19 protein-coding genes are annotated in these 25,495 nt (G+C 65.6%); 10 read left to right on the top strand and 9 right to left on the bottom strand.

Translation table 11 applies throughout. The features are described 5' to 3' along the window. Positions 1-4: 4 nt before the first annotated feature. Positions 5-1,003: a cytochrome d ubiquinol oxidase subunit II gene (locus tag H7F16_RS14680; RefSeq protein WP_185798371.1), complete on the top strand. Its 999-nt coding sequence runs from the start codon at positions 5-7 to the stop codon at positions 1,001-1,003. Here H7F16_RS14680 and H7F16_RS14675 read toward each other — a convergent pair. From H7F16_RS14675 to argE, 5 genes are all read right to left on the bottom strand, one after another. After that, positions 1,000-1,359, bottom strand: a complete 360-nt coding sequence (locus tag H7F16_RS14675) for a DUF1304 domain-containing protein (protein WP_185798370.1) — start codon at positions 1,357-1,359, stop codon at positions 1,000-1,002. The genes H7F16_RS14680 and H7F16_RS14675 overlap by 4 nt on opposite strands. Further along, the gene (locus H7F16_RS14670) at positions 1,356-2,522 is read right to left on the bottom strand and encodes a M20 aminoacylase family protein (protein WP_185798369.1); all 1,167 of its coding nucleotides are present in this window, start codon (positions 2,520-2,522) and stop codon (positions 1,356-1,358) included. Before H7F16_RS14670 ends, H7F16_RS14675 begins: the two co-directional genes overlap by 4 nt. 54 nt (positions 2,523-2,576) lie before the next feature. Then, complete coding sequence (locus tag H7F16_RS14665; RefSeq protein ID WP_185798368.1) at positions 2,577-3,830, bottom strand: Hsp70 family protein; 1,254 nt, start codon at positions 3,828-3,830, stop codon at positions 2,577-2,579. A gap of 198 nt (positions 3,831-4,028) precedes the next feature. Further along, positions 4,029-5,372, bottom strand: coding sequence for an NAD(P)/FAD-dependent oxidoreductase (locus tag H7F16_RS14660; protein WP_185798367.1), 1,344 nt, complete (start codon positions 5,370-5,372; stop codon positions 4,029-4,031). Continuing rightward, entirely contained in the window at positions 5,372-6,538 is a 1,167-nt protein-coding gene (argE, locus tag H7F16_RS14655) for an acetylornithine deacetylase (RefSeq protein WP_185798366.1), read from the bottom strand. The genes H7F16_RS14660 and argE overlap by 1 nt, the downstream gene beginning before the upstream one ends. Before the next feature lie 199 nt (positions 6,539-6,737). Between argE and H7F16_RS14650 the strand changes: the two genes are divergently transcribed. The 5 genes from H7F16_RS14650 (at position 6,738) to H7F16_RS14630 (ending at position 12,493) form a co-directional block, all read left to right on the top strand. Further along, entirely contained in the window at positions 6,738-7,742 is a 1,005-nt protein-coding gene (locus H7F16_RS14650; RefSeq protein WP_185798365.1) for an ABC transporter ATP-binding protein, read from the top strand. Next, positions 7,742-8,749, top strand: a complete 1,008-nt coding sequence (locus H7F16_RS14645; protein ID WP_185798364.1) for an ABC transporter ATP-binding protein — start codon at positions 7,742-7,744, stop codon at positions 8,747-8,749. Before H7F16_RS14650 ends, H7F16_RS14645 begins: the two co-directional genes overlap by 1 nt. A 51-nt stretch (positions 8,750-8,800) precedes the next feature. Next, positions 8,801-10,504, top strand: coding sequence for a peptide ABC transporter substrate-binding protein (locus tag H7F16_RS14640; protein ID WP_185798363.1), 1,704 nt, complete (start codon positions 8,801-8,803; stop codon positions 10,502-10,504). A gap of 77 nt (positions 10,505-10,581) precedes the next feature. Further along, on the top strand, positions 10,582-11,589 hold the full coding sequence (locus H7F16_RS14635; RefSeq protein ID WP_185798362.1) for an ABC transporter permease: 1,008 nt from the start codon (positions 10,582-10,584) through the stop codon (positions 11,587-11,589). After that, a complete protein-coding gene (locus H7F16_RS14630; protein ID WP_185798361.1) occupies positions 11,582-12,493 on the top strand; it encodes an ABC transporter permease in 912 nt (303 codons plus the stop codon). Before H7F16_RS14635 ends, H7F16_RS14630 begins: the two co-directional genes overlap by 8 nt. Positions 12,494-12,585: 92 nt before the next feature. Here H7F16_RS14630 and H7F16_RS14625 read toward each other — a convergent pair whose 3' ends face one another. The 4 genes from H7F16_RS14625 to H7F16_RS14610 all read right to left on the bottom strand — a co-directional run bounded on the left by H7F16_RS14625 (position 12,586) and on the right by H7F16_RS14610 (position 17,623). Then, positions 12,586-13,869 carry a DUF3422 family protein gene (locus H7F16_RS14625; protein WP_185798360.1) on the bottom strand — a complete coding sequence of 428 codons (1,284 nt, stop codon included), beginning with the start codon at positions 13,867-13,869 and terminating at the stop codon, positions 12,586-12,588. A 182-nt stretch (positions 13,870-14,051) separates the two neighbouring features. Next, the gene (locus tag H7F16_RS14620) at positions 14,052-15,485 is read right to left on the bottom strand and encodes an NAD(P)(+) transhydrogenase (Re/Si-specific) subunit beta (protein WP_185798359.1); all 1,434 of its coding nucleotides are present in this window, start codon (positions 15,483-15,485) and stop codon (positions 14,052-14,054) included. A 13-nt stretch (positions 15,486-15,498) separates the two neighbouring features. Next, the gene (locus H7F16_RS14615; RefSeq protein ID WP_185798358.1) at positions 15,499-17,070 is read right to left on the bottom strand and encodes a Re/Si-specific NAD(P)(+) transhydrogenase subunit alpha; all 1,572 of its coding nucleotides are present in this window, start codon (positions 17,068-17,070) and stop codon (positions 15,499-15,501) included. A gap of 106 nt (positions 17,071-17,176) precedes the next feature. Continuing rightward, a complete protein-coding gene (locus tag H7F16_RS14610; protein WP_241741460.1) occupies positions 17,177-17,623 on the bottom strand; it encodes a methyltransferase family protein in 447 nt (148 codons plus the stop codon). Positions 17,624-17,824: 201 nt separating this feature from the next. Between H7F16_RS14610 and kynU the strand changes: the two genes are divergently transcribed. From kynU to H7F16_RS20010, 4 genes are all read left to right on the top strand, one after another. Beyond that, complete coding sequence (gene kynU / locus H7F16_RS14605; RefSeq protein ID WP_185798356.1) at positions 17,825-19,021, top strand: kynureninase; 1,197 nt, start codon at positions 17,825-17,827, stop codon at positions 19,019-19,021. Between the two features lie 221 nt (positions 19,022-19,242). Then, entirely contained in the window at positions 19,243-20,034 is a 792-nt protein-coding gene (locus tag H7F16_RS14600; RefSeq protein ID WP_185798355.1) for a L,D-transpeptidase, read from the top strand. 165 nt (positions 20,035-20,199) lie between these two features. Then, a complete protein-coding gene (locus H7F16_RS14595) occupies positions 20,200-22,521 on the top strand; it encodes a methyl-accepting chemotaxis protein (RefSeq protein ID WP_185798354.1) in 2,322 nt (773 codons plus the stop codon). A gap of 30 nt (positions 22,522-22,551) precedes the next feature. Beyond that, positions 22,552-25,494, top strand: a complete 2,943-nt coding sequence (locus H7F16_RS20010) for a methyl-accepting chemotaxis protein (protein WP_185798353.1) — start codon at positions 22,552-22,554, stop codon at positions 25,492-25,494. Position 25,495: the final 1 nt, after the last annotated feature.

Raw genomic sequence — 25,495 nt, 5'->3', positions numbered from 1 at the left:
ACACATGTTCGACCCCGTTACCCTCCCGCTTATCTTCGCCTCGCTCATGGGCCTGTCGATCCTGCTCTATGTGGTGCTTGACGGTTTCGACCTTGGCGTGGGCCTCCTCTTCCCCTTCGCGTCAGAGCCCGAGCGGGACCGCATGATCGCCTCGATCGGCCCGTTCTGGGATGCGAACGAGACGTGGCTGGTGCTTGCCATCGGCCTGCTGCTTGTCGCTTTCCCTGCCGCGCATGGCGCGATCCTGACGGCGCTTTACCTGCCCGTGGCGGTCATGCTGATCGGCCTGATCCTGCGCGGCGTGGCTTTCGAGTTCCGCGCCAAGGCCCCCGTGGCCCACAAGCGCCCTTGGGATGCGGCCTTCTGGGCCGGAAGCCTGATGACCGCGCTGTCGCAGGGCTTCATGCTGGGCCTTTACATCATGGGCCTGCGCTGGGGATGGGCCGAGATCGCCTTTGCCAGCCTGACCGCCGTGGCCCTTGCCGTGGCCTACAGCTTCATCGGCGCGGCTTGGACGATCCTCAAGACCGACGGGGATTTGCAGATCAAGGCCGTTTCATGGGCGCGGGGCGGCATCTGGGGCGTGGTGCTGGGCATGGGGGCGGTTTCGGTGGCGACCCCGCTCGTATCGGCCCGCATCTTCGACAAATGGTTCCGCTTCCCCGAAATCGTGGCGCTTGCCCCGCTGCCGATGATGTCGGGCCTTCTGGTGGCGCTTCTGTGGCTTTCGCTCCGCCGCCTGCCCACGCGCGACGACAGCTTTGCATGGTTCCCCTTTGCGGGGGCGGTCACGCTGATGGTGCTGGGCTTCTTCGGGATGGCCTACAGCTTCTACCCCTATATCGTGCCCGACAAGCTGACCATCTGGCAGGCGGCATCGTCGACCGAGGCGCTGACCATCATCCTGATCGGCACGCTGTTCGTGCTGCCGGTGATCCTGTGCTACACGGTGCTTGCCTATGTCATCTTCCGCGGCAAGGCGACGAAACTGAGCTACGGCTAGACCCCGAAGCCGACAGCCAGCAACCCCAGCGCCGCCGGAACCGCCTGTACGAACAGGATCCGGCGCGAGGCGGTCGCTGCACCGTAAAGGCCCGCAACCAGCACGCAGCCCAGGAAAAAGACGGCAAGCGCAAACCCCGCGCCTGCCACCCCCTTGGTCAGGGCCCAGAACAGACCCGCAGCAAGGAACCCGTTGTAAAGCCCCTGATTGCCCGCCATCACCTTGGAGGCGCGGGCGAATTCGGCACTTGTGCCGAACACCGCCCGCGTGCGCGGCGCCTCCCAGCGGAACATTTCGAGCACCAGAATATACACATGCAGCGCCCCGATCGCCGCCACCAGCACGGATGCGATCATGCGGCGGGCATCCGGGCCTCGACCATCCCCGCATACCAGCTTGCGCCAAAGGGGATCACGTCGTCGTCGAAGTTGTAAGCGGGGTGATGCACCATCGCCGTGTCGCCATTGCCGACGAAGATATAGGCGCCGGGCCGTTCGTTCAGCATGAAGCTGAAATCCTCGGCCCCCATCAGGGGCGCGGTGTTGTCATCCACCTGCCCCGAGACGGCGCGCGCCACCTCGACCGCGTAGCGGGTGTTCTCGGCTGCGTTCAGGGTGACCGGATAGCCGCGCGCGTAATCGACATGCGCGGTCGCGCCAAAGGCCAGCGCCACACCCGACACAAGCTCGGAAATCCGGCGCTCGACGAAGTCCTGCACGGCATGGTCCATCGTCCGGACGGTGCCCTTCATCTTCACCACCTGCGGGATCACGTTATGCGCGGTGCTGTCGGTTTCGAACGTGCAGACCGAAACGACAACCTGCTTGAGCGGGTCAACGTTGCGGCTGGCGATGCTTTGCATGGCCACGATGATCTGTGCGGCCACCAGCGTGGTGTCGATGCAGTCATGCGGTTTTGCCGCATGCCCGCCCTTGCCGGTCACCGTGACCTCGAACTGGTCCGCCGCCGCCATGAGGGCACCGGGGCGGATCGCGAAATGCCCCACCGGTATCCCCGGCATGTTGTGCATCCCGTAGACCTCCTGGATGCCCCAGCGGTCCATCATCCCGTCCGCGACCATCTCGCGCCCGCCGCCGCCGCCCTCTTCGGCGGGCTGGAAGATCACGACCGTGGTTCCGTCGAAATTCCGCGTCTCGCACAGGTATTTGGCCGCCCCCAGCAGCATCGCCGTGTGCCCGTCATGCCCGCAGGCATGCATCTTGCCGGGCGTCTTGCTGGCATAGGGAACCCCCGTCTGCTCGCGGATCGGCAGCGCGTCCATGTCGGCACGCAACCCGACCACGCGGCCCGATCCGGTGTTGCGCCCCTTGATCACCCCCACGACACCCGTGCGCCCGATACCCTCGACCACCTCGTCGCAGCCAAAGGCGCGGAGCAATTCCGCCACCCGCGCCGCCGTGCGGTGGACGTCGAACAGAAGTTCGGGATGTTCATGGAAATCGCGCCGCCAGGCGGTGATTTCGGGCAGCAGTTCGGCAAAGCGGTTCTTGACGGGCATGGCGGTTCTCCTTGATCCCGTCATGCTGCGTCAAAGCCTTGGCTCCGGCAAGCCCTAGCCGAAGCGCCGCCGCGCATCGAGCGCAAGGCCCGTGCCGACCGATCCAAGCATATCTCCGCTGGCCATCCGCGCCGCAGGCAGGGCCGCGGCGACAGTGGCCCGCAGAATCGGCAGATGCGACGACCCGCCCGTAAGAAAGACCGTGGCGACCTGCCCGGGCCGCAATCCCGCCTCGCGCAGCGTCGCGTCGATCAATCCGGCGATCCGCGCGACGGGGGCTTCGACCGCCGCCTCGAACCGGTCGCGCCGCGCAACGGGATTGGGTCCGCCGCCAAGGGGCGACAGCATCAAGCGCGCGGCCTCGTCCCCCGACAGGGCGATCTTGACCCGTTCGACCTCCATCGCCAGCGCATGTCCCTTGCGCCCCTCGACCACGCGCATCATGCGTTCGACCAGTTCGGGCCTGTCGGCATCGAGGCGCAACGCCTTGAGGTCCGCCGCCGTTCGCGCGGTGTAAAGCGCGTTGATCCGGTGCCAGGTGGCAAGGTCAAGGTAATAGTGCCGCGGCATCAACCCCGTGCCGCCCTTCATCGGGGCAAGGTATCCCAGATGCGGCATCGCCTCGGCCAGCGATAGAAGCCGGTCGAAATCGGTGCCGCCCGCACGTATGCCGCCATTGGCAAGGATGTCGTCCATCCGGTGCGCGGCCTTTGCCCGCTCGGGTGACAACCGCAGGATCGAGATGTCCGAGGTGCCGCCGCCGATGTCGAAGACCAGCACCACCTCCTCACGCTTTAGCCCCTGTTCATAGTGCAAGGCGGCAGCGACCGGTTCGTACTGGAACTCGACCTCGTCGAAGCCGCAGGCGCGGGCGATGGTTTCGAGCGAGCCCTGCGCCGCCGCGTCCCCGGTCGGATCGTCATCGACGAAATGGACGGGCCGCCCGAACACGGCCTGTTTCAGTCCCGGATGTGCCGCGTCAAGCCTGCCGCGCAGATGCAGGATGAACCGCTGCACGACATCCTTGAAGCTGATGGAGCGGTTGCCCACCGCGGTCCGTTCGCCCAGCAATGCCGAGCCGAGGGTGCTTTTCAGCCCCCGCATCAGGCGCCCTTCGTCACCCTCGAGATAGGCCGCCATCGCCGCCCGCCCGAACTGCGCGCCGCCGCCATCGGCCTCGAAAAACACGGCAGAGGGAAGCGTTGCCTGATCGTCCTCGAGGGCGATCAGACGCGCACCTGCCGCATCGGCCAGCCCGACCGTCGAATTCGACGTGCCAAAGTCGATCCCTGCGAAAATGCCCGCCATGCCGGCCCCCTTTTGCGAAGGGCGCGACCTAGCCTGTGCGGCGGGACAAGTAAAGAGAGGGGCGCCGCCCCTCGCCCGCAGGCGGGCTCACCCCGGAGTATTTGCGGCAAGGATGAAGGTGGTCCGTTCCTCTTGCTCCAAATATCCTTAGGGGGGTTTGGGGGGCAGAATGCCCCCCGGCCTTGCGGCACCGCCGCCCTACAAGGAAGGGCCGGGTTCCAGCTTCGTGCCATCGCTGAAGCGCGAGAGGCGGAAGCGCGACAGGTCGTGGCCGGTGGGGTTGCCCTCTACCAGATCGGCCACCACCCGCCCCATGCCGGGACCGATCCCGAAGCCGTGGCCGGAAAGACCTGTGGCGATTGTGAGGCCGGGAAGGGGTGCGGCGTGGTCGACGACGGGGACGACATCGGGCATGGTGTCGATCATCCCGGCCCAGGCCGCGCGCAGGGGGGGGCGGCCAAGTGTCGGGAAAGCCTGGGCAAAATGGCGCTGGACGGCGTCGATCCGGGCCATGTTCGGCGCGGGGTTCAGGATGCGGGTGCGCTCGAAGGGGGTGACCTCGTCGGCCGACCAGCGCCGCGGGGTGCCCCATGCATCGGGAAACCCCTTGGGGGCCGCGGCGCGAAAGCTGGCCGAGCGCCAGTCCTTTTTGAGAACAGGAAGGAAATCCAACAGGTTACGGAACGCATCGGGGCCTATGTAGAAATCATGCCCGCCCCCCGGCGCGATGGAATAGCCACCGTCGGTGCGGCGGCGGAAGGCGAAATCGTCGTCGCAGGCGTTGCCGGAAAAGACCTCGGCCATCGGTTCGGTCGCGGCGACCGAGGCCAGCACGGCGAGTTGTGGGATATGCACACCCGATGCACGCAAAAACAGCGAGGACCACGCGCCGCCCGCCACGACCACGCGGTCGCAGGCGATGCGCCCCGCTTCGGTCACCACCCCCGCCACGCGCCCGCCCGCCACGTCGAGCGCGCGCACCGCGCAAGCCTCGATGATCACCGCACCGCGCCGCACCGCCCCTGCCGCAAGCAAGGGCACCGCCGCCCAAGGTTCTGCCCGCGCATCGGACGGGGTGAACAGGCCCGCCCGCCATTCCTTGACCGACCCTTTCAGCCGCGCCGCGACCTCGGCCCCCGAGAGCATGTCGAGGTCAAGCCCGTGGCCCATCGCGGTGTTGCGCCATGCCTCGAATCCTGCCACCTCGCGCTCGGTCTTGGCGAGGTAGAGCACCCCCTCTTGCCGGAAACCCAGACCCTCGCCGATCTCTTGCGACAGCGATTTCCACAGCCGCATGCTTTCCATCATGATCGGCAGTTCGGAAAAGTCGCGCCCTTGCTGACGGATCCAGCCCCAGTTGCGGCTGGACTGCTCGCCCGCGATGCGGCCCTTTTCGCAAAGCGTGACCTTGACCCCGCGTTCGGCCAGATACCACGCGGTCATCACCCCCATGACCCCGCCGCCGACCACGACCACGTCGCAGGCTTCGGGAGCGGGTCCTGCAAAGCGGACGGGGGTGGAGTCGTTGATCGGGAAGCGCATCAGGCAAGTTCGGCCAGAAGCCGCTCCATGAAGGATTGGCCGGCGGCGAATTCCGACAGTTCGATGAATTCGTCGGCCTGATGGGCCTGGGCGATGTCGCCCGGACCGCAGACCACGGCCGAATAGCCCGCTTCCTGGAACTGGCCCGCTTCAGTGCCGTAGGACACAACGCCCGAGGCATTGTCACCCGTCAGCCGCCGCACAAGGGCCGCGGCCTCGCCCCCGGTTTCGGGTTGCAGGGCGGGCACGCCGAAGAAGCGGTGCAGATGGACGCCCGCTTCGGGGCGCACGGCTTTCATCGCGGCGTCGAGACGCGCGGCCTCGGTCTGGAAGGCATCGGCCCAGTGATCGACGCTTTCCCCCGGCACCACGCGCATTTCCACGGCAAAGCGGCAATCGGCGGCGGTGATGTTATGCGCCGTCCCGCCCGAGATCATGCCGACGTGAAAGGTCGTATAGGGCGGGTCGAACGCGGCGGCCAAGGGGCCGGGCGTGGCGGCCAGCTGTTCGGCATTGCGGTCATTGACCCATGCGATCAGCCGCGCCCCCTCGAGGATTGCCGAGACGCCATAGGGCAGCAGCGAGGAATGGACCTCGTAGCCCTTCATGTTGACGAAAAAGCCTGTGCCGCCCTTGTGCCCTTCGATCAGTTTCATGCGCGACGGCTCGCCGATCACGGCGGCGCTGCCCTTGGGCAGGTGTTTCTGCATTTCGGCGATCATCGGCGGGGCGCCGGTGCAACCGATCTCTTCGTCATAGGACAGGGCGAGTTGCAGCGGACGTTTCAACCCGCGCTTCTGCCCCTCGACCAGCGCCCAGATCGACAGGGCGTCGAACCCCTTCATGTCGCAGGTGCCGCGCCCGTAAAGCCGCCCGTCGCGTTCGGTCACCGTCCAGGGGTCGGAGGACCAGACCTGCCCTTCGACGGGGACCACATCGGTATGGCCCGACAGCACGACCGCGCCTTCCTCCCAAGGGCCGACATGGGCGAAGATGGCGGCCTTTTGCCCTTCGGGGTGATACTGCCGGTAGGAGCGGATGCCGTGGCTGGCAAGGTAGCCTTCCACCCAGTCGACCAGCGGCAGGTTGGTGTCGTGGCTGACGGTGGGGAATTTGACCAGACGATCAAGGATTTGGCGGGGAGACAGCGTTTCTGCGGCGTTCATTGCATGACCTTCGGGCATTTCGCCCAAGGTTTCCGCAAGCGGGCGCGGCGTCAAGCCCCGCGCGAATGACGTAAGGTAAAGCGCAACAAGACAGTTGCGGGATCGTGAATTTTCCGTGACAGTCGGGACAACGGAAAGGGCTGCACCAATGGCAAGCCATTAATTCCGAATAATAACATAGGCCTGGGGGGTCTGCCTTATGCCCGATGGGGCGCTGCCTGTCCTCGATGTTCGGGGGTTGAAAACCGTTTTCCGCACGCGGGGCGGCGAAGTTCACGCCGTGAACTCGGTCAGCTTCATGCTGCGGCCGGGAGAGTTGCTGGGTGTCGTCGGTGAAAGCGGATCGGGCAAGTCGGTCACGATGATGTCGCTGATCGGGCTGTTGCCCTCGCCCCCTGCCGAAGTGCGGGCAGGGCAGGTCATGCTGGGGGACCGCGACCTGCTCAAGATCGGCCCGCGCGCGTTGCAGGATGTGCGCGGGGCGAAGGTGGGCTTCGTGTTTCAGGACCCGATGACGAGCCTGAACCCCGTCTTTACCGTCGGCAGCCAGATCATGGAGCCGCTGATGCGGCACATGGGGATGAACCGGGCTGAGGCGCGGAAACGGGCAACCGAGTTGCTGGCGCTGGTGGGGATTCCGGATGCGCAGAAACGGCTGAAGGCCTATCCGCACCAGTTTTCGGGCGGGATGCGGCAAAGGGTCATGATCGCCATCGCCCTGGCCTGCGACCCCGATGTGCTGATCGCGGATGAACCGACCACCGCGCTTGATGTGACGATCCAGGCGCAGATCATCGAACTGGTCAAGGACCTGCGCCAGAAGCTGGGGATGGCGATCATCTGGATCACCCACGATCTTGGCGTGATCGCGGGAATCGCGGACCGCGTGATGGTGATGTATGGCGGGCAGGTCGTGGAACAGGCCCCCGTGGCCGAGCTGTTCGCCGACCCGCGCCACCCCTATACGCGGGCGCTGCTGAAGACGATCCCGTCGCTGACGGGCGAACGCGGGGCGCGGTTGCAGGTGATCGAGGGGCAGCCGCCCATCATGACGGCGGAACCCGTCGCCTGCCCGTTCCGGGCGCGCTGCGCCCATGCCTTTGCCCGCTGCGAGGCGGAAAACCCGCAGCGCCGGGCCGTCGATGACCGTCCCGTGGGTCTGGGGCATGACGTTGCCTGCCACTGGTCGCCGGAGGGTGTGTGATGCTGGACGCTTCTCCGCTGCCGCTGGTTCGGGTGCGCGATCTCAAGATGCATTTCCCGATCTATGCGGGGCTGTTGCGCCGCCGCGCGGGCGAGGTGAAGGCGGTCGACGGTGTCAGTTTCGACATCATGCCGGGCGAGACGCTGGGGCTGGTGGGTGAATCGGGATGCGGCAAGTCGACCGTGGGGCGGGCCTTGCTGCGGCTTTACACGCCGACGGCGGGGTCTGTCGTGATCGACGGCGAGGATGTGGCAACCCTGTCGCCCGAGGCGCTGCGGAAGAAGCGGCCGACGATGCAGATGGTGTTCCAGGACCCGCAGGCCAGCCTGAACCCGCGGATGACGCTGGCGGCGATCATCAGCGAACCGCTGGATGAGCACACCGACTGGTCGGGGGAACGCAAGCTCGACCGCGTCCACGAGTTGATGGACCAGGTCGGGCTGAACCGCGCCTTTGCCAACCGTTACCCGCATGAATTCTCGGGCGGGCAGCGCCAGCGCATCGGCATCGCGCGGGCGCTGGCGCTGAACCCCAAGTTCATCGTCTGCGACGAACCGATCGCGGCGCTGGATGTGTCGATCCAGGCGCAGGTGGTGAACCTGCTGGAAGATTTGCAGGAACGGCTGGGGCTGACCTATCTGTTCATCAGCCACGACCTGTCGATGGTGCGCCATATCGCCGACCGCGTGGCGGTGATGTATCTGGGGCAGATCGCCGAACTGTCGCCGCGCGACGATCTTTATGCGCGGCCGCTGCACCCCTATGCGCAGGCGCTTTTGTCCGCCGTGCCGGAACCCGACCCCGTGCGCGAGGCGACGCGCAAACGCATCATCCTGACCGGAGACGTTCCCTCGCCCGCCAATCCGCCGGCGGGCTGCAACTTCTGCACGCGCTGCCCGAAGGTGTTCGACCGCTGCCGCGTCGAGGAGCCGAGGCTGGCCGAGGTGGAAGCGGGGCGTTTCGTTGCCTGCCACCTTTACGGAGATACCAATAAAACCGCCGGATGAACGGCGGACCACCGGGGCGAACGAGCCAAACCAACAAGGAGAGAGACCAAGATGAAACTGAAGACCCTACTTCTGGGAGCGGCGGCCGCCTTCGCGCTTGCCCCCGCCGCCCATGCCGAGCGCGGCACGGATGGCGAGGTGAAGCTCACCTTCCCGCAGGCCGTGTCGATCATGAACCCCTACCTGACGGGCGGCACCAAGGACATCTACGCCGCGTCGATGGTGCTGGAGCCGCTGGCGGGCCTGACGCCCGAGGGCGTGCTGATCCCCAAGCTGGTCACCGAAATCCCGACCAAGGAAAACGGCGGCATTTCCGAGGACATGACCTCGATCACGTGGAAGCTGCTGCCCGATCTGAAATGGTCGGACGGCACGGCAGTCACCGCCGATGACGCGGTGTTCACCTGGCAGTATTGCACCGATCCGGCGGGCGGCTGCTCGCAGGCGACCAAATACGAAGGCGTGGCCTCGGTCGAGGCGGTCGATGCCTCGACCATCAAGGTCACCTTCTCGGGCCCCAAGGCGAACCCCTATACCGCCTTTGTCAGCGCGCTGGCCCCGCTGCTGCAAAAGAAGCAGTTCGAAGCCTGCCTTGGCGCGGCTGCCCCCACCTGCACCGATGCCAACAACATGCCGGTCGGCACCGGCCCGTTCATGGTGACGGGCTTCACGGTCAATGACACCGTGCAGATGGCGGCCAACCCGAACTACCGCGATCCGGCCAAGCCGGCCTTTGCGACGGCCGTGATCAAGGGCGGCGGCGATGCCGAAGGCTCGGCCCGCGCCGTGATGGAGACCGGCGAATTCGACTACGCCTGGAACACCCAGATCCCGCCCGAAACGCAAGAATCGATGAAGGCCGCAGGCAAGGGCGAATTCGTCGTGGCCTTCGGCACGCTGGTCGAGCGGATCGAGATGAACACGACCGACCCCGATCCGGCCCTGCCGGAAGGCGAGCGTGCGACCGCCAAGCACCCCCACCCGATCCTGTCGGACATCAAGGTGCGCACGGCGCTGTCCAAAGCCATCGACCGTTCGATCCTTGTCGAGGTCGGCTATGGCGCGGGCGGCAAGCCCACCTGCAACGTGATCCCCGGCCCCGAAGGCTGGGCGTCGGACAACGAAGGCTGCATCGCGCAGGATATGGAAGGCGCCAAGGCCCTGCTGGATGAAGCGGGCTGGAAAGACAGCGACGGCGACGGCATCCGCGACAAGGACGGCAAGAAGCTGCACATCCTGTACCAGACCACGGTGAACCCGATCCGTCAGGACTTTCAGGCGCTTATCAAGGATTGGTGGACCGAGCTTGGCGTCGATGTCGAGCTGAAGGCCATCGATCCGGGCGTGTTCTTCGGTGGTGACCCCGGTTCGCCGGACACGTTCCAGAAGTTCTATGCCGACGTCGAGATGTACGCCAACAACTCGGAAAGCCCCGATCCGGAAAGCTATCTGGGCCAGTACCAGTGCAAGAACGCGCCTTCGCCGGAAACCCAGTGGCAGGGCGAGAACATCAACCGCTTCTGCACGCCGGAATATGACGCGCTTTACGCAACGCTTGCCACGACGACCGACATCGCCGCGCGGCAGGAGATTGCCAAGAAGCTGAACGACATGGTGACCAAGGACAGCATGATCGTGGTGCCGCTGGTGCATCGCGGGACGCTTTCGGCCCATTCGAACAGCCTTGGCGGCGTGCAGATCAACGCCTGGGATTCGGAAATGTGGAACGCGGCCGACTGGTTCCGCGTGAAGTGACCTGACCACGAGGCGGGGCCGATGCCATATCGGCCCCGCATCCCCTTTTTTCTCTGTAACCCCAGGGCGCGCAAGGCATGTTAACCTTTACGCTTCGCAGGTTGTTGCTGGCCATTCCGATCCTGTTGGTCATCAGCCTTGTGATCTTCCTTCTGGTCGATCTTGCGCCGGGTTCGCCCATGGCCGAAATTCCGCTGACCGTGCCGCCCGATGTGCGGCAGAAGATGATCGAGGCGCTTGGCGCGGATCAGCCGGTCTTTGTTCGCTATCTGCTTTGGCTGAAACAGTTCTTCTGGATCGAGCCGATGACGCTTTATGACGGCTGGTTCGGCACGAGCATCGTCGAGGGCCAGCAGCGCATCCTGTCATGGCAGTCGCGCAGCCCCGTCTTCACCATCATCGGACAGCGCCTGCCGCAGACGCTGATCGTCGTCGGCACGGCCTATCTTGTCGGCATCATGATCGCGCTGCCCATCGGGATCTATTCGGCCTACCGGCAATATTCCTTTTTCGATCAGGTCGGCACGCTGTTCGCCATGATCGGATTTTCGGTGCCGACCTTCTTTTCGGGCACGCTTCTGATTATCATCTTCGCCGTCTGGCTGGGCTGGTTCCCGACCAAATACGACACCATGCTCGAGGTGACGGACTGGCAGAGTTTCTTGCAGCAGGTCAAGCAGATGGCGCTGCCGGTCATGACCCTCGGTCTGGCCAATGCGGCCACGATCAGCCGCTACATGCGCTCGTCCATGCTTGACAACATGACGATGGACTATGTGCGGACGGCCCGTGCCAAGGGCATGGACGAAAAGGTCGTCGTGCTGCGGCACGTGCTGCGCAATTCGCTTATCCCTGTCGTCACGGTCATCGCGCTTGGCATTCCGTCGATCTTTGGCGGGGCGATCATCACCGAGAACCTTTTCGGCGTGAATGGCATCGGGGCGGCCCTGATCGGGGCAATCCATGCCAATGACCTGCCGATGGTGCAGACGCTTGCCTTTATCTTTGCCGTGCTGATCGTGCTGTTCAACCTGATCGCCGATATCCTTTACGGCCTGCTTGACCCACGGATCCGCTATGACTGATGCCAGCGCCGCCCGCTCCAAACCGGCCAGTCCGCTTCGGGACATCTGGTCCCAGTTCCGCAGCCACAAGGGCGCGGTCTTCGGGCTTTGCGTCCTCGGGTTCCTGATTGTCGCGGTCCTGATCGGACCCTGGCTTTGGGTGCCCGAGAAACTGACCGTCGCGCAGGCCATCAAGCTGAAGAACCAGGGGCCGTCCTTCCGCTTTCCGCTGGGGACCGACCAGTTGGGCCGCGACATGCTGGGGCGGATGCTGCTTGCCGGACGAATCTCGTTGGCGGTCGGGATGGTGGCGATGACCATCGCCATCGTCTTCGGCACGCTGATCGGCATTCTGGCGGGCTATTTCCGCAGGCTCGACGGGCCGTTGATGCGGCTTGCCGACATGTTCCTTGCCTTGCCGCTGATTCCGCTGCTGCTGGTGATGGTGATGCTGTTCCGCGACCGCATCGCCAGCCTGATCGGGCCTGAGCTGGGCGCCTTTACCCTGATCGTCTGCGCCATCGGCATCACCTCGTGGATGGCGACATCGCGCATCGTGCGCGGCGAGGTGCTGACGCTGAAGGAACGGGAATATGTGATTGCAGCGCGCTCGATCGGGGTGCGCCCGAAACGCATCATCCTGCGCCACATCCTGCCCAATGTCGTCTCGCCCGTCATGGTGGCCGCGACGCTGGGTGTGGCCGATGCGATCATCACGGAATCGGTGCTGTCCTTCCTTGGGCTTGGCTTTCCGCCGGATTTCCCGACATGGGGGCGGCTGCTCTATGACGGGCTGCAATACATGCAGGTCTATCCCGAGCGGGTGGTCTGGCCGGGGCTTGCGATTTCGCTGACCGTGCTGTCGGTGAACTATATCGGCGACGGGTTGCGCGATGCGCTAGACCCGCGCATCCGCGGGCGCTGACGATATTTCTGCGAAATATCGGGGGGGCTTTCCGCCCCCCGCTCGCCTGCGGCTCGCCCCCCCCCGAGGATATTTGGGGCAAGAGGAAGCGGTCAGTCGAAGTGGTTGCGGATGCGCCGCACCATCAGCCAGACGCCCAGCAGGACAAGCGGCGTCAGGATCGCCATGAGCGCGCCATGCGACAGATGCAGGGGATGGGCCAGCGGTTCCAGCGCATAGGCCGCAAGGTTCACGGCGTAGTAGCTGATCGCCACGGTGGACAGCCCCTCGACCGTGCGTTGCAGGCGCAATTGCAGGTCGGCGCGGCGGTCCATGCTTTCCAGCAGTTTCTGGTTCTGCGCCGAGCGTTCGACATCGACCCTTGTGCGCAAGAGTTCGGCGGCGCGCTGCGCCCGTTCGGCCATGCTGCGAAGGCGGGCTTCGGCCGATTTCACCGTGCGCATCGCCGGATCATAGCGGCGCATCATGAATTCGCCAAAGGTCTGGCGGCCGAGGATGCGCTGTTCGCGCAAAACCTCGATCCGCTGGTTCACGATGGCCTCGTAGGCGGCGGTGGCACCGAAGCGGAAGGTGTATTGGACGGCGAGGCTTTCCAGTTCGGAGGAGATGGTCAGCAGTTCGTGCAGCGCCGCTTCGGGCGAGCGTTCGGTGGTGTCGAGTGCCGAGACGAGGCCCGAGAGCTGCGGGTCGAGTGCGTTGAGCCGGGCGGTCAACTGGCGCGAGCGCATGAGGCCGAGCATGGACATGGAGCGGTAGGTCTCGATCTCGCAAAGGCGCTGGACGATGCGGCCGATGCGCCGCTCGCCCGTGCCGGGACGGACGAAGACGGCAAAGCGCATGTGACCTGCGGGGTCGATGCGGAAGTCGCCCGCGACCACGGCGGCACCGTCGACCACGCGGCTGACGGCGAGGCTTTCGGGGACGAACCAGTCTTCGAGCTTGTCGATGACGGCAGATTCATCCTCGGGCAGGATCTCGACGCGGATCAGGACGGAGCAGACGCGCTTGCCGGGGGCGTCGGCCAGCCAGTCTTCGGGAAAGACCTCGGCTTCGGACGGGTCGAAGGGACGGTCGGAGACGCCTTTGACGAAGGCCGAGTAGGTGACGAATTCGGTGTGGCTTTCCCATTTCAGCTCGGCGCGGCCGATGGCACCCGAGAAATGCGTGGCATCGGGTTGCGGATGGGCCGAACCGTTGCGGTCGAGAAGGGCCAGAAGATGCGCGCGGTCGCGTGCGCGGTCGCGGTTGGCGGCCTCGACCGGCTCTTTGATCGCGACGTAGACCGCATGGCAGGGCGCTTCCAGCGAGGGGAAGGGCCGCGCGTGCAGTTCGTTCACAAGGGCGTAGCGAAGCGGGTGGTCGGCGATGCTGGGCATGGGTGTCCTGTCGGCTTTCCTGACAGATAGGGCGCGGGGCGCTTCATCTCCATGAAAAGGCATGAATACGCGGGTATGCAATGCTGCTGTTGCAGAAAAGCAAATGGCCCCGCAGGATTTGCGGGGCCAGATGCTTCACTGTCGGCATGGATGCCTGAATTTTCGCGCAAGATCAGGCGGCGTCAGTCGATCATCGGCAAGAGCGCGTCGAGCGATTTTTTCGCGTCGCCGTAGAACATGCGCGTGTTTTCCTTGAAGAACAGCGGGTTCTCGATGCCCGAATAGCCGGTGCCCTGACCGCGTTTCGAGACGAACACCTGCTTGGCCTTCCAGCATTCCAGAACCGGCATGCCGGCGATGGGGCTGTTGGGGTCTTCCTGCGCTGCGGGGTTCACGATGTCGTTCGAGCCGATGACGATGGCAACGTCGGTCGAGGGGAAGTCCTCGTTGATCTCGTCCATTTCCAGAACGATGTCGTAGGGAACCTTGGCCTCGGCGAGAAGCACGTTCATGTGGCCCGGAAGGCGGCCCGCCACGGGGTGGATGGCGAAGCGGACGTTCTTGCCCTTGGCGCGCAGCTTGCGGGTCAGTTCCGAAACGCTTTGCTGGGCTTGCGCCACCGCCATGCCATAGCCCGGGATGATGATGATGCTGTCGGCATCGTTCAGGGCCGCGGCGACACCTTCGGCGTCGATGGCGATCTGCTCACCCGTGACTTCCATCGCGGGGCCGGTGGTGCCCCCGAAGCCGCCAAGGATGACGCTGATGAACGACCGGTTCATCGCCTTGCACATGATGTAGGACAGGATCGCACCCGAGGAACCGACCAGAGCGCCGACCACGATCAGAAGGTCGTTCGACAGCGAAAAGCCGATGGCCGCTGCCGCCCAGCCGGAATAGCTGTTCAGCATCGACACGACCACGGGCATGTCCGCCCCGCCGATCCCCATGATGAGGTGGTAGCCGATGAAGAAGGCCGCGAGCGTCATGCCCAGAAGCGCGAAGGTCGAGCCCGATTGCAGATAGACGAAGAGCAGGATCAGCGACACCAGTGCCGCCCCCGCGTTCAGCGCATGGCCGCCCGGCAGTTTCTTGGCCTTGCCGTCGACCTTGCCCGCGAGTTTGCCGAAGGCGATGACCGATCCGGTGAAGGTGACCGCCCCGATGAAGACACCGAGGAAGGTTTCCACGCGCAGGATCGACACCTCGACCCCCGTCTTGTGCGCGATCACGCCGGCAAATCCGGTCAGCGAGGCGCGGGCCGTTTCGTCCAGCCCTGCAAGGCCGGCGAGTTCGATATGGGTGTTGTAGCCGATGAACACCGCCGCAAGGCCGACGAGGCTGTGCATCGCGGCCACAAGCTGCGGCATTTCGGTCATCTGGACGCGCTGCGCCACATACCAGCCGATCACGCCGCCCACGGCGATCATCACGACGCTGATGACCCAGTTGCCCGCGCCGGGGCCGTAAAGCGTGGCCGCCACGGCAAGGGCCATGCCGACGATGCCATACCAGACGGCGCGTTTCGCGCTTTCCTGCCCCGAAAGGCCGCCCAGCGACTGGATGAAAAGAACTGCCGCAACGACATAGGCGGCGGTGGTGAATCCGTATTCCATCGCGCGCTTCCCCTTAGGACTTCTGGAACATGGCGAGCATGCGACGCGTCACCATGAAGCCACCGAAAATGTTGATGCCGGCCATAAAGACCGACAGGGCGCCAAGGATCACGACGAGCCAGTGGCCCGATCCGATCTGCATCAGCGCGCCAAGGATAATGATCGACGAAATCGCGTTCGTGACCGCCATCAGCGGCGTGTGGAGCGAGTGCGACACGTTCCAGATCACCTGCACGCCGACATAGACCGACAGCACGAAAACGATGAAGTGCGACATGAAGCTTGCGGGCGCGTAAAGCCCGGCGAGCAGGATGAGCGCCCCGCCCACGACCAGCATGGCCACCTGATTGCGGGTCTGCGCCTTGAAGGCTGCGGTTTCCTTGGCCCGCTTTTCCTCGGGCGTCAGCTCTTTGGGCTTTTCCTTGGGCTTCGCGGCCGCGATGGCCGCGATCTTGGGCGGCGGCGGCGGGAAGGTGACGGCACCGTCATGGCTGACCGTCGCGCCGCGGATGACGTCATCCTCCATGTTGTGGAAGATCACGCCGTCTTTCTTGGGCGTCAGGTCCGTCAGCATGTGGCGGATGTTGGTGGAATAAAGGGTCGAGGCCTGCGCCGCCATCCGGCTGGGGAAGTCGGTATAGCCGACGATGGTCACGCCGTTGTCGGTCACGATCTTCTGGTCAGGCACGGTCAGGTCGCAGTTGCCGCCACGCTCGGCGGCGAGGTCGACGATGACCGAACCCGGTTTCATCATCTTGACCATGTCTTCCGTCCAGAGCTTGGGCGCGGGGCGTCCGGGGATCAGGGCGGTGGTGATGACGATGTCGACTTCGGGCGCAAGCTCGCGGAACTTGGCGAGTTGCTTCTCGCGGAATTCGGGCGAGGACGGGGCGGCATAGCCCCCCGTGGCGGCGCCGTCCTGCGCGGGTTCGAATTCGAGAAAGACGAAATTCGCGCCCATCGATTCGATCTGTTCGGCCACTTCGGGACGCACGTCGAAGGCATGGACGATGGCGCCGAGCGAGACGCTGGTGCCGATGGCGGCAAGACCCGCGACCCCTGCGCCGACGATCAGCACCTTGGCCGGAGGCACCTTGCCCGCTGCGGTGACCTGACCGGTGAAGAAACGGCCGAAGTTGTTGCCCGCCTCGATCACGGCGCGGTAGCCCGCGATGTTCGCCATCGACGACAGCGCGTCCATCTTCTGCGCGCGCGAGATGCGCGGCACCATGTCCATCGCGACGACGGTGGCACCCTGTTCGGCCACCTGCTTGAGCAGGGCCTCGTTCTGGGCCGGCCAGAAGAAGGAAATCAGGGTCTGGCCCTTTTTCAGAAGCTTGGCTTCCTTTTCCTCGGGGCCACGGACCTTGACGACCACATCGGCGGCGTCGAACAGCGCCTTGGCGGTCTTGACCACCTCGACCCCTGCGGCCTGATAGGCGGCGTCGGAAAAGCCCGCTTTCGCGCCCGCGCCGGATTCGATCACGCAGCTATGGCCCAGCTTGGCCAAGGCCAGTGCCGAATCCGGTGTCATGGCGACGCGGTTCTCGCCCTCGAATATCTCTTTCGGTGCCCCGATCTTCACGCTGTCTCCCCCGACTGAATATGGACCGAAGCTCTCGACCGGTCCCGTCTTTGCCTAGCGCGACTTAACACCGCGCAACAATATTTCAAATCTTTTCACCATTCCGTCACAACCATCTGCGGACGCGCGTTGCCCATTCGTCGAACTCGGCCCCGAAGGCGGCGCGCAAGCGGGCTTCCTCGTCGCGGATGAAGCGCTCGCGGATCACCAGCATGAACAAGGGCAGCAGCGGCAGCGCCAAGGGCACGTCGAGCCAGAGGATCGCGGCCAAAAGGACGAGCGCGTCGCCCAGATAGATCGGATTGCGCGACAGGCGGAACACGCCGCTCTGGACCAGATGCGCAGGCGCGCGGTGCGGAATGAAAGTGGTGCGCGCGCGCATCATCTCGCGCAGGGCGAGCAGCATCAGGCCGAGGGCAAGGGCCAGAATCCCCCCCGCCAGCGCCGTGCCGGTCACACCGAAGAGCGGCAGGGCAAGCGCCTGCCCCATCAGCCAGACCACGCCCAGAAACAGGCAAAGCCACAGGGGCGGCAGATCGAGCGTCAATGGCAATCGGCATCCCTCCCTTGCGCTTCGCATCGCGGGGCTTTTCCCGCGGCCCCCCTTTTTTATGCCGCAGACCGGATTGGCAAGACCGTTCCAGCAAAATTCCGACGCTTCGACGTTCATTTTCGTCGTGAAGCGCGCCGCGCGGGCGGTTGTGTCGGCGCGGACGAACGGGCACCCTGCGCGCAACGCTTGAGGGAGCCCGAGATGACAACCGACTTCGCCGCCACACGTGCCATGTTCGACCTGCCCGAAGGGGTGGTCTATCTGGACGGCAACTCGCTTGGCCCCCTGCCCCGCGCCGCCGCCGCTCGCGTGGCGCAGACGGTGACTGCGGAATGGGGCAAGCTGCTGATCACCGGCTGGAACAAGGCCGGATGGATGGACCAGCCCGCCCGCGTGGGCGACCGCATCGCCAGACTGATCGGGGCCGAGGCCGGAACGGTGGTGATGGGCGACACGCTGTCGATCAAGGTCTATCAGGCGCTTGCCTCGGCGCTCGAGATGAACCCGACGCGCCGGGTGATCCTGTCGGATACGGGGAACTTCCCGTCGGACCTTTACATGGCCGACGGGCTCGTGCGGACGCTGGGGCAGGGATATGCGTTGAAGACGGTCGCCCCCGAGGATGTGTTCGACGCCATCGACGAGACGGTGGCGGTCACGCTTATCACCGAGGTCGACTACCGCACGGGCCGCAAGCACGACATGGCCGCGATCACCGCGCGGGCACATGAGATGGGCGCGCTGACGATCTGGGACCTTGCCCATTCGGCGGGCGCGCTGCCTGTGCATCTGGCCGAGGTGGGGGCCGATTTCGCGGTGGGCTGCACCTATAAATACCTCAACTCCGGCCCCGGTGGTCCGGCCTTCATCTATGTCGCCCCGCGCCATGCCGAGGTGGCGCGCCCCGCCCTTTCGGGTTGGCTGGGACACGAATCGCCCTTTGCCTTCGACCTTGGCTATCGGCCCGGTCGCGGGTCGGAACGGATGCGGGTGGGCACGCCGCCCGTGCTGCAACTCGCGGCACTGGAAGCGGCGCTCGATGTCTGGGACCATGTGGCGATGGAGGACCTGCGGGCCCGTTCGCTGCACTTGGGCGACCTGTTCATCGACGGGATCGAGGCCGCCTGCCCCGAGTTGACCCTTGCCACGCCGCGCGCCCATGACATGCGCGGCTCGCAGGTCAGTTTCCGCCATCCCGAAGGCTACGCCATCATGCAGGCGCTGATCGCGCGCGGCGTGATCGGCGATTTCCGCGCGCCCGATATCCTGCGCTTCGGCTTTACCCCGCTTTATATCGGCGAGGCCGATGTGAAGGCGGCCGTCGCGGCCTTGTCCGAGATCATGGCAAGCCGCTCCTGGGACCGGCCCGAATACAAGACGCGCGCCAAGGTGACCTGACGCGACCGGAGAGCAGTGCCAAGCCGCGCGGGCGGGACGGCCTGCGGCGCCGCCGCTTTGCCTGCGCCCGGTTCGGCGCGGCAAAACCATATGCGGAAGAGGTAGAAACCGGCCTTTGGGGCTTTGACCTCGCAAGAAGCGGAGGTTAGGCTTTGCGCAATCGGTGCTGTCCCCCGATGCGGGGCGGCACCCAGAAACGCACGGCAGGAAAGAGCTTACCCATGCGCCTTACCCTTGGCTCCGTTGCAGCCGCCCTGTGCCTGATGTTGTCGGCCTGCATGCCCGATCAGGCGATGATCGACGCGGGTCTGGCCAAGCCCCCCGAACCCAAGCTGGCGCAGGGGGTCTATGTCTCGTCGATGGACGGCACCTTCAAACTTCCGGCGGTTCCCGAAGAAAAGGTCCCCGACGAGTTCCAGCGCCAGACCGTCTATTACCCGACCGATCAGGCGGTTGGCACGATCATCATCAACCCCTCTGCGCGGCACCTTTATCTTATCACCGGCAAGAACGAGGCGCTGCGCTACGGCATTGCGGTGGGCAAGTCGGGTTTCGAATGGTCGGGCGAGGCGCAGATCACCGCGCGGAAGGAATGGCCCGACTGGACGCCGCCGCCCGAGATGATCGACCGCAAGCCCGAGCTTGCGAAATGGAAAGACGGCCAACCCGGCGGGCTTGAAAACCCGCTCGGGGCGCGGGCGCTGTATCTGACGACCAATGGCGTCGATTACGGCTACCGCATCCACGGCACGCCCGAATGGTTTTCCATCGGCAAGAACGCCTCGTCCGGCTGCATCCGCATGATCAATCAGGACGTGATCGACCTGTACAAACGCGTGCCCGACGGAACCAAGGTGGTCGTGCTGAACCGCGACGGGTCATTCCCGACCAAGCTGACCCTGCCACCGCCCGCGCCGAAAAAGCCCAAGCCGACGCCCACGCCGGTTCCGGCGGCCATGCCGGCCTTTGCGCCCGCGCTGAGCGGCGTTCCTCCGGCGCTGGTCGCCCCCTGAGGCGGCGCGGACAGGCGTGCAGAAATCGCGCGCATTTTAACGAAACCGCGTGAATTAGCAGATCGTTAGCACCCGTCATGCGACCACTTCCCCGATAGCAAACGGGGGTGACGCATGACGGGCATAGGCCAACACCTTGGAAGCCTGACGTTCAAAGTTCTGGGCTTGGTCCTACTGATTGCGGGGGCGATGGAGGCGACGGTCTATGTCGGTCTAGACGCCGCGGATCGCAGCGCCGACAAGATGCGCGCTCTTGCCACCGAACGGCTGCCGGTTCTGGCGCGCAGCAACACCCTTCTGTCGGACCTTGCCGACGTCAATCAGGGCTTCGCCGTGCTTCTGGCCGCCGATGACGCGGCGACGATGCAGCGCGCCGAGGAGGAGACGCGCCAGCATCTGGCCGAGATCGCCGAAAGGATCGGCTCCTCGGGCGATACGGCGGTTGTGGCGCTTGTCGCCGAGATCGACCACCGGCTGAAAGACCTTGTTGCGGCACGGCATCGCGGGTTCGTGCGAAAGCAGGACATCGACAGGGTTTTGCGGTCGATGCAGGACGCGACGACCACGATCGCGGAATTCACCTATCGCCAGACCGAAGGCGCGCAACTCGCCTTGGTCGGTGATGCGGGCCGCTTCATCAAAGACCCCGCGACGGGCGAGGCGGGCAAGACCGTGATCGAAGGCATCCTGCGAAAGAGCATCGATCCGATCCGCCGCTTGACCGCGCTGGACGCCCAGGCGCGAACCGTTTTTGCAGCCGCGATCGGGGTTGCCCTGTCAGACGATGTCAACGCGATCCGCATGACGAAGAACGCCATTTCGGCCCATGCCGCGCTGCTTGACTTGCGTGCCAAGCAGGCCGAAGCCGAGCTTGCCGCCCCCGTGGCGCAACTGGTCGCGACCGCCGACCCGGCGACGGGCATCGTGGCGATGCAGATCGCGTTGCTTCAGGCGCAGTCGGCTGCCGAAAAAAGCGCCGCAGCGGCGGTGCAATCGGTCAGCGAACTTGCCTCGCATCTGAGTTCTTCGACCGAAACGGTGCTGTCCCGCGTCGAGTCGGCGACCGCTGCGATGCTGGAGCTGGCCGAAAGCTCGCAGGCGCGTCTGGTGTCATGGTCGGTCGCGGCGGCGTTGTTTCTGGCGGCTTGCCCGTTGCTGGCATGGGTTGTCCTGATCGCCCCGATCCGCCGCGCGACACGGGCGACCGCGCTTTTGTCGCAGGGTGTGCTGACAGCGGTCGACGGGTTGAAGGCCGGACGGGGCGAGCTTGGCCAGTTGACCGCAGCACTGACCGTCTTTCGCGATACGCTGCGCGACAAGCAGCGACTGGAAACCGAAGAACGCGCAAGCCGCGAAGCCCTGGCCGAACGCAGGCGCGCCGAAGAGCGCGAGACCCTTGCACGCGCGCGCCAGACCGCCGAGGAGAAGGAACGGCAGGGCCGCGAAACGGCCGCGCGTCTGGCCGCAGAAACGGCGGAACGCGACCGGCAGCGCAGCCTTGCCGAAGCCGAACAGCAAGAGCGCCTTGCCGTGCAGACACGCATCGTTTCGGCCCTTGGAGAGGGGTTGCGCCGCCTGTCGGCAGGGGACCTGACGACACGGATCGCCGAGCCGTTTCCCGGCGCCTATGACCGGCTTCGGCTTGATTTCAACGCTGCGACGACGGTTCTTGGCGGGTTGATGGCCGACATCCTCGTCACGGCCGAGTCGATCCGCGCAGAGGCGGGGACGATCACAGGGGCCGCCGACAGCCTGTCGCGCCGCACCGAAAGCAACGCGGCCACTCTCGAGCAGACGGCAGCGGCCCTGTCCGAGATCACCGGGCTGGTCAGATCGACCGCCCGCCAGACCGCCGAGGCCAACGAGATCGCCGCGGATGCGGACGCCAAGGCACGGCAAGGACGCGGCGCCGCAGGGCGGGCGCAAGAGACGATGGGGGCCATCGCCCGCGCCTCGGCCGAAATCACGCGGATCCTCGAGCTGATCCAGGGCATCGCCTTCCAGACCAACCTTCTTGCGCTGAATGCGGGCGTCGAAGCGGCGCGGGCGGGCGATTCAGGTCGCGGCTTTGCGGTCGTCGCGTCGGAAGTGCGCGCGCTGGCCCAACGCACGACAGATGCTGCCGCCGAAATCTCGGCCCTGATCACCGGCAGCGCGACCGAGGTCGAGCGCGGGGTGACCACCGTGGCCGAAGTCGACGCGGCACTGACCGAAATCGGCGAGGCCATCGCCACCCTCAACCGCACCATCGCCGAGGTGGTGCAGGCCACGCAAAGCCAGTCGACCGGCCTGACCGAGATCGACAGCGCGATGTCGCTTCTCGACCAAAGCACGCAGAGCACCGCGGCCACCGCTGTCGACGTCACCCATTCGAGCGAGGGCCTGATCGGCCAGTTGGGACGGCTGCGCGAAAAGCTCGACACCCTGACGATCGGGGAGGTGCCGCCGGCCCTGCCCCTTGCTGATACCCGCCACCGCGCAGCCTGACTGCTGCGCCCGAACTTGCGATGCATCCCCATGACCTTCCATAGCCTTCGCACCTTGCTTCCCGCCGCCGTGGTCGGCGCCCTGCTGGCCGTCGCCGCCGCGACGAGCCTGATCCACATCGCGATCCTGTCGCGCAGCATCGAGGAGTCAGCGCAGCAAAGCCTTGCCGCCGAACAGGCCAATATCGTCGCGCATATCGACGGCACTTTTCAGGAGTTCATGCAGGATGTCGTCGCGCGCGCCGACAGCGGCGCCCCTGCCGGGGCGGTCACTCAATTATCAGACCTTCTGGTGCAGGCCGGACCCGACGGACGCGAGGCGCTGCGCGGCAGCCTGACATCGGACCAGACCGACGGGTCACGCTATCGGCTGGCCTATGACGGAATGCGGAATTACTTCGCGTCCGCCCAGTCCGAGCATGGCTATTACGATGTCTTCGTCATCAACCGGAATGGCGACGTGCTGTTCACCCTTGCCAAAGAGCGCGACCTGCTGGGCAATGTGCTTTTGGGCGAGCTTTCCGCGACAGGCCTGTCACGCGCCTTTTCGGCGGCGATCGAGGCGAAGGGACCGGATGCGGTTTTCGCGGACTATCTTCCCTATGCCCCGTCGGACGGCGCATTGGCCGCCTTCATCGCCGCCCCGATCCACGATGACACGGGCCAGACCATCGGCGTCTATGCGGTTCAGGTGCCGAACCTGACGCTGCCGGAAAACCGGACCGACGGGCTGGAAGTGACCGTCATCGGATCCGACAACCTGCTGCGCATGTCGCAGCACGGTCAGGCCGAAGTGCCGCTCGCGCTCGGTTCGGATGTGGCCCGCAGTGCGGCACTTGCCGCGGCACTCGACGGGGAAACCGGCGTCATGGCCGATCAGACCGATGAAGCGGGCCGCAGAGTGGCCATCGCCTATGCGCCCCTCGATCTGGCCGGATCGAAATGGGCGATCAGCACGTCGATCCCGCAGGCGGGCATCTGGCCCGAGTTGGCCCGGCACATCGGCCCCTTTGCCGCCGGCTTCGGCCTGTTGGCGCTGGCCATTCTGGCGGCGGGAGGGCTGTTCCTGCACTGGGTGGGCCTGCCTGCCAGCCGCCTTGCCGCAGCCTTGCGCGAGATGCCTGCGACAGGAACGGAAGCGCCCTTGCCGGGACAGGGCCGCAAGGACGAGATCGGGCAGATTGCCCGCCACGCGGCACAGGCGCGCGCCGGTCGGCCCGACGGGACCGCATCGGGAAGAATGCCAATCCCGGACGCCGCCTTCGACCGGCACCCGATGGCGTCGATGGTCGTCTCGTCCACAGGAGAGGTCATTCGGGTCAATGCCGCGATGACCGGCCTGCTGGCCCGCCACGCGCGCGCCCTGACAGAAGGCTGGCCCGAACTTGCCCAGCCCGTGACACGTGGCACGCTGCTGCCGCCGGGCCTGCTGCAAACGCTTGCCTCGGGCGGGCCGCTGCCCCCCGCGCTTGGCGCAATCGCGTTCCAACTGCATGACATCGACGGCAAGGGAGAGGTGTTGCTGACCGCCGGGGATACAGCAAAACAACGCAACGCGGGCGCGATCCTCGATGCGATCATGGCAAACCAGGTCATGCTGGAACTTGACGCGGATGCGCGGGTGCTGAAAGCCAATGCCCACGCCTGCCGGCTTTATGGCTATTCCACCGCCGAATTCGAAGGGCTGGACCTGCGCCGCCTGATGCAGGACGACGGGCGCAACCTGCCCGATCTGATGGCGCGGATAGCACGGGACGGAACGGTCACCGAACGCCAGCACCGCCGGACCAAGACGGGCGGATCGGTCTGGGTCGATTGCACCTTCAACGCGATGAAAGACCCGCAGGGGGGCATCGATCGCATTACCGTGGTCTGCGTCGACGTGACCGAGGCCGTGCTGCGGATCGAAGCGGCGGAACGCAACCAGCAGGCGCATCGCGCGGCACAGACACGGGTTGTCGATGCGCTCGGCTCGGCCTTGTCGCGTCTGGCCGAAGGCGACATGACAACCGCGCTCGACGATCCGTTCGAGCCCGAATACGAAATGCTGCGCGCCAATTTCAACACGGCCGTCCAGCAGCTTGACCGGGCGCTTTCGGGCGTTGTCACGGGGGCCGCCAATATCCGCAACGGCGCGGCCGAGATCACCGAAGCCGCCGACGACCTGTCACGCCGCACGGAAAGCCAGGCTGCGACACTCGAGGAAACGGCCGCCGCGCTCGACATGCTGACGGCCAGCGTCAAGGCCTCGGCGCTTGGTGCGGACGAGGCCGACCGCGCGGTCACGGAAGCGCGCGAACACGCCGAAAGCTCGGGCAGCGTGGTGGTCGAGGCGGTCGCGGCGATGGGCGAGATCGAACAGTCCTCGCGCCAGATCCGCCAGATCATCGGGGTGATCGACGACATCGCCTTCCAGACGAACCTGCTGGCGCTGAACGCAGGGGTCGAGGCCGCCCGCGCAGGTGATGCCGGCCGTGGCTTTGCGGTCGTCGCCTCGGAGGTAAGGGCCCTTGCGCAACGCTCGTCCGAGGCCGCGCGCGAGATCAAGGACTTGATCTCGGCATCGTCCCGGCACGTGGAAAAGGGCGTCGGGCTGGTCGGTGAAACCGGCGAGGCGCTGAAGGCCATCGTGCAGGGTGTTTCGCAGATCGCCACCCGTGTCAGTGCCATCGCGCAATCGGCCCGCGCGCAGGCGACCGGGCTTTCAGAGATAAATTCGGGGATGGGGAATATGGATCAGGTCACGCAGCAGAACGCCGCGATGGTCGAGGAATCGACCGCCGCCAGCCATTCGCTGCGCAGCGAGGCCGAAGCCCTTGCAGGAGGGGTCGCCCATTTCCGCCTGCGCGGCACGGCGCCCGATCAGCGCCGCGCGGTGCCGGCCGCTGCACCCGTGCTGGCAAGCGCAGCGCGCCAGACCAGACCGAAGCTTGCCGCCAGCGCCGCACGCCCTGCGGAATGGGAGGAGTTCTGAG

Source organism: Paragemmobacter straminiformis (assembly GCF_014243445.1).
GTDB classification, from domain to species: domain Bacteria; phylum Pseudomonadota; class Alphaproteobacteria; order Rhodobacterales; family Rhodobacteraceae; genus Paragemmobacter; species Paragemmobacter straminiformis.
The sequence above is the reverse complement of the archived record's forward strand: the minus strand, read 5'-3'. Positions and strand labels throughout refer to the sequence as shown.

What these genes read in the sequence shown, in the direction of transcription:
- H7F16_RS14680 (WP_185798371.1), top strand. Translation starts at nt 5, where the DNA reads ATGTTCGACCCCGTTACCCTCCCGCTTATCTTCGCCTCGCTCATGGGC.
- H7F16_RS14675 (WP_185798370.1), bottom strand. Translation starts at nt 1,359, where the DNA reads ATGATCGCATCCGTGCTGGTGGCGGCGATCGGGGCGCTGCATGTGTAT.
- H7F16_RS14670 (WP_185798369.1), bottom strand. Translation starts at nt 2,522, where the DNA reads ATGCCCGTCAAGAACCGCTTTGCCGAACTGCTGCCCGAAATCACCGCC.
- H7F16_RS14665 (WP_185798368.1), bottom strand. Translation starts at nt 3,830, where the DNA reads ATGGCGGGCATTTTCGCAGGGATCGACTTTGGCACGTCGAATTCGACG.
- H7F16_RS14660 (WP_185798367.1), bottom strand. Translation starts at nt 5,372, where the DNA reads ATGCGCTTCCCGATCAACGACTCCACCCCCGTCCGCTTTGCAGGACCC.
- argE (WP_185798366.1), bottom strand. Translation starts at nt 6,538, where the DNA reads ATGAACGCCGCAGAAACGCTGTCTCCCCGCCAAATCCTTGATCGTCTG.
- H7F16_RS14650 (WP_185798365.1), top strand. Translation starts at nt 6,738, where the DNA reads ATGCCCGATGGGGCGCTGCCTGTCCTCGATGTTCGGGGGTTGAAAACC.
- H7F16_RS14645 (WP_185798364.1), top strand. Translation starts at nt 7,742, where the DNA reads ATGCTGGACGCTTCTCCGCTGCCGCTGGTTCGGGTGCGCGATCTCAAG.
- H7F16_RS14640 (WP_185798363.1), top strand. Translation starts at nt 8,801, where the DNA reads ATGAAACTGAAGACCCTACTTCTGGGAGCGGCGGCCGCCTTCGCGCTT.
- H7F16_RS14635 (WP_185798362.1), top strand. Translation starts at nt 10,582, where the DNA reads ATGTTAACCTTTACGCTTCGCAGGTTGTTGCTGGCCATTCCGATCCTG.
- H7F16_RS14630 (WP_185798361.1), top strand. Translation starts at nt 11,582, where the DNA reads ATGACTGATGCCAGCGCCGCCCGCTCCAAACCGGCCAGTCCGCTTCGG.
- H7F16_RS14625 (WP_185798360.1), bottom strand. Translation starts at nt 13,869, where the DNA reads ATGCCCAGCATCGCCGACCACCCGCTTCGCTACGCCCTTGTGAACGAA.
- H7F16_RS14620 (WP_185798359.1), bottom strand. Translation starts at nt 15,485, where the DNA reads ATGGAATACGGATTCACCACCGCCGCCTATGTCGTTGCGGCAGTTCTT.
- kynU (WP_185798356.1), top strand. Translation starts at nt 17,825, where the DNA reads ATGACAACCGACTTCGCCGCCACACGTGCCATGTTCGACCTGCCCGAA.
- H7F16_RS14600 (WP_185798355.1), top strand. Translation starts at nt 19,243, where the DNA reads ATGCGCCTTACCCTTGGCTCCGTTGCAGCCGCCCTGTGCCTGATGTTG.
- H7F16_RS20010 (WP_185798353.1), top strand. Translation starts at nt 22,552, where the DNA reads ATGACCTTCCATAGCCTTCGCACCTTGCTTCCCGCCGCCGTGGTCGGC.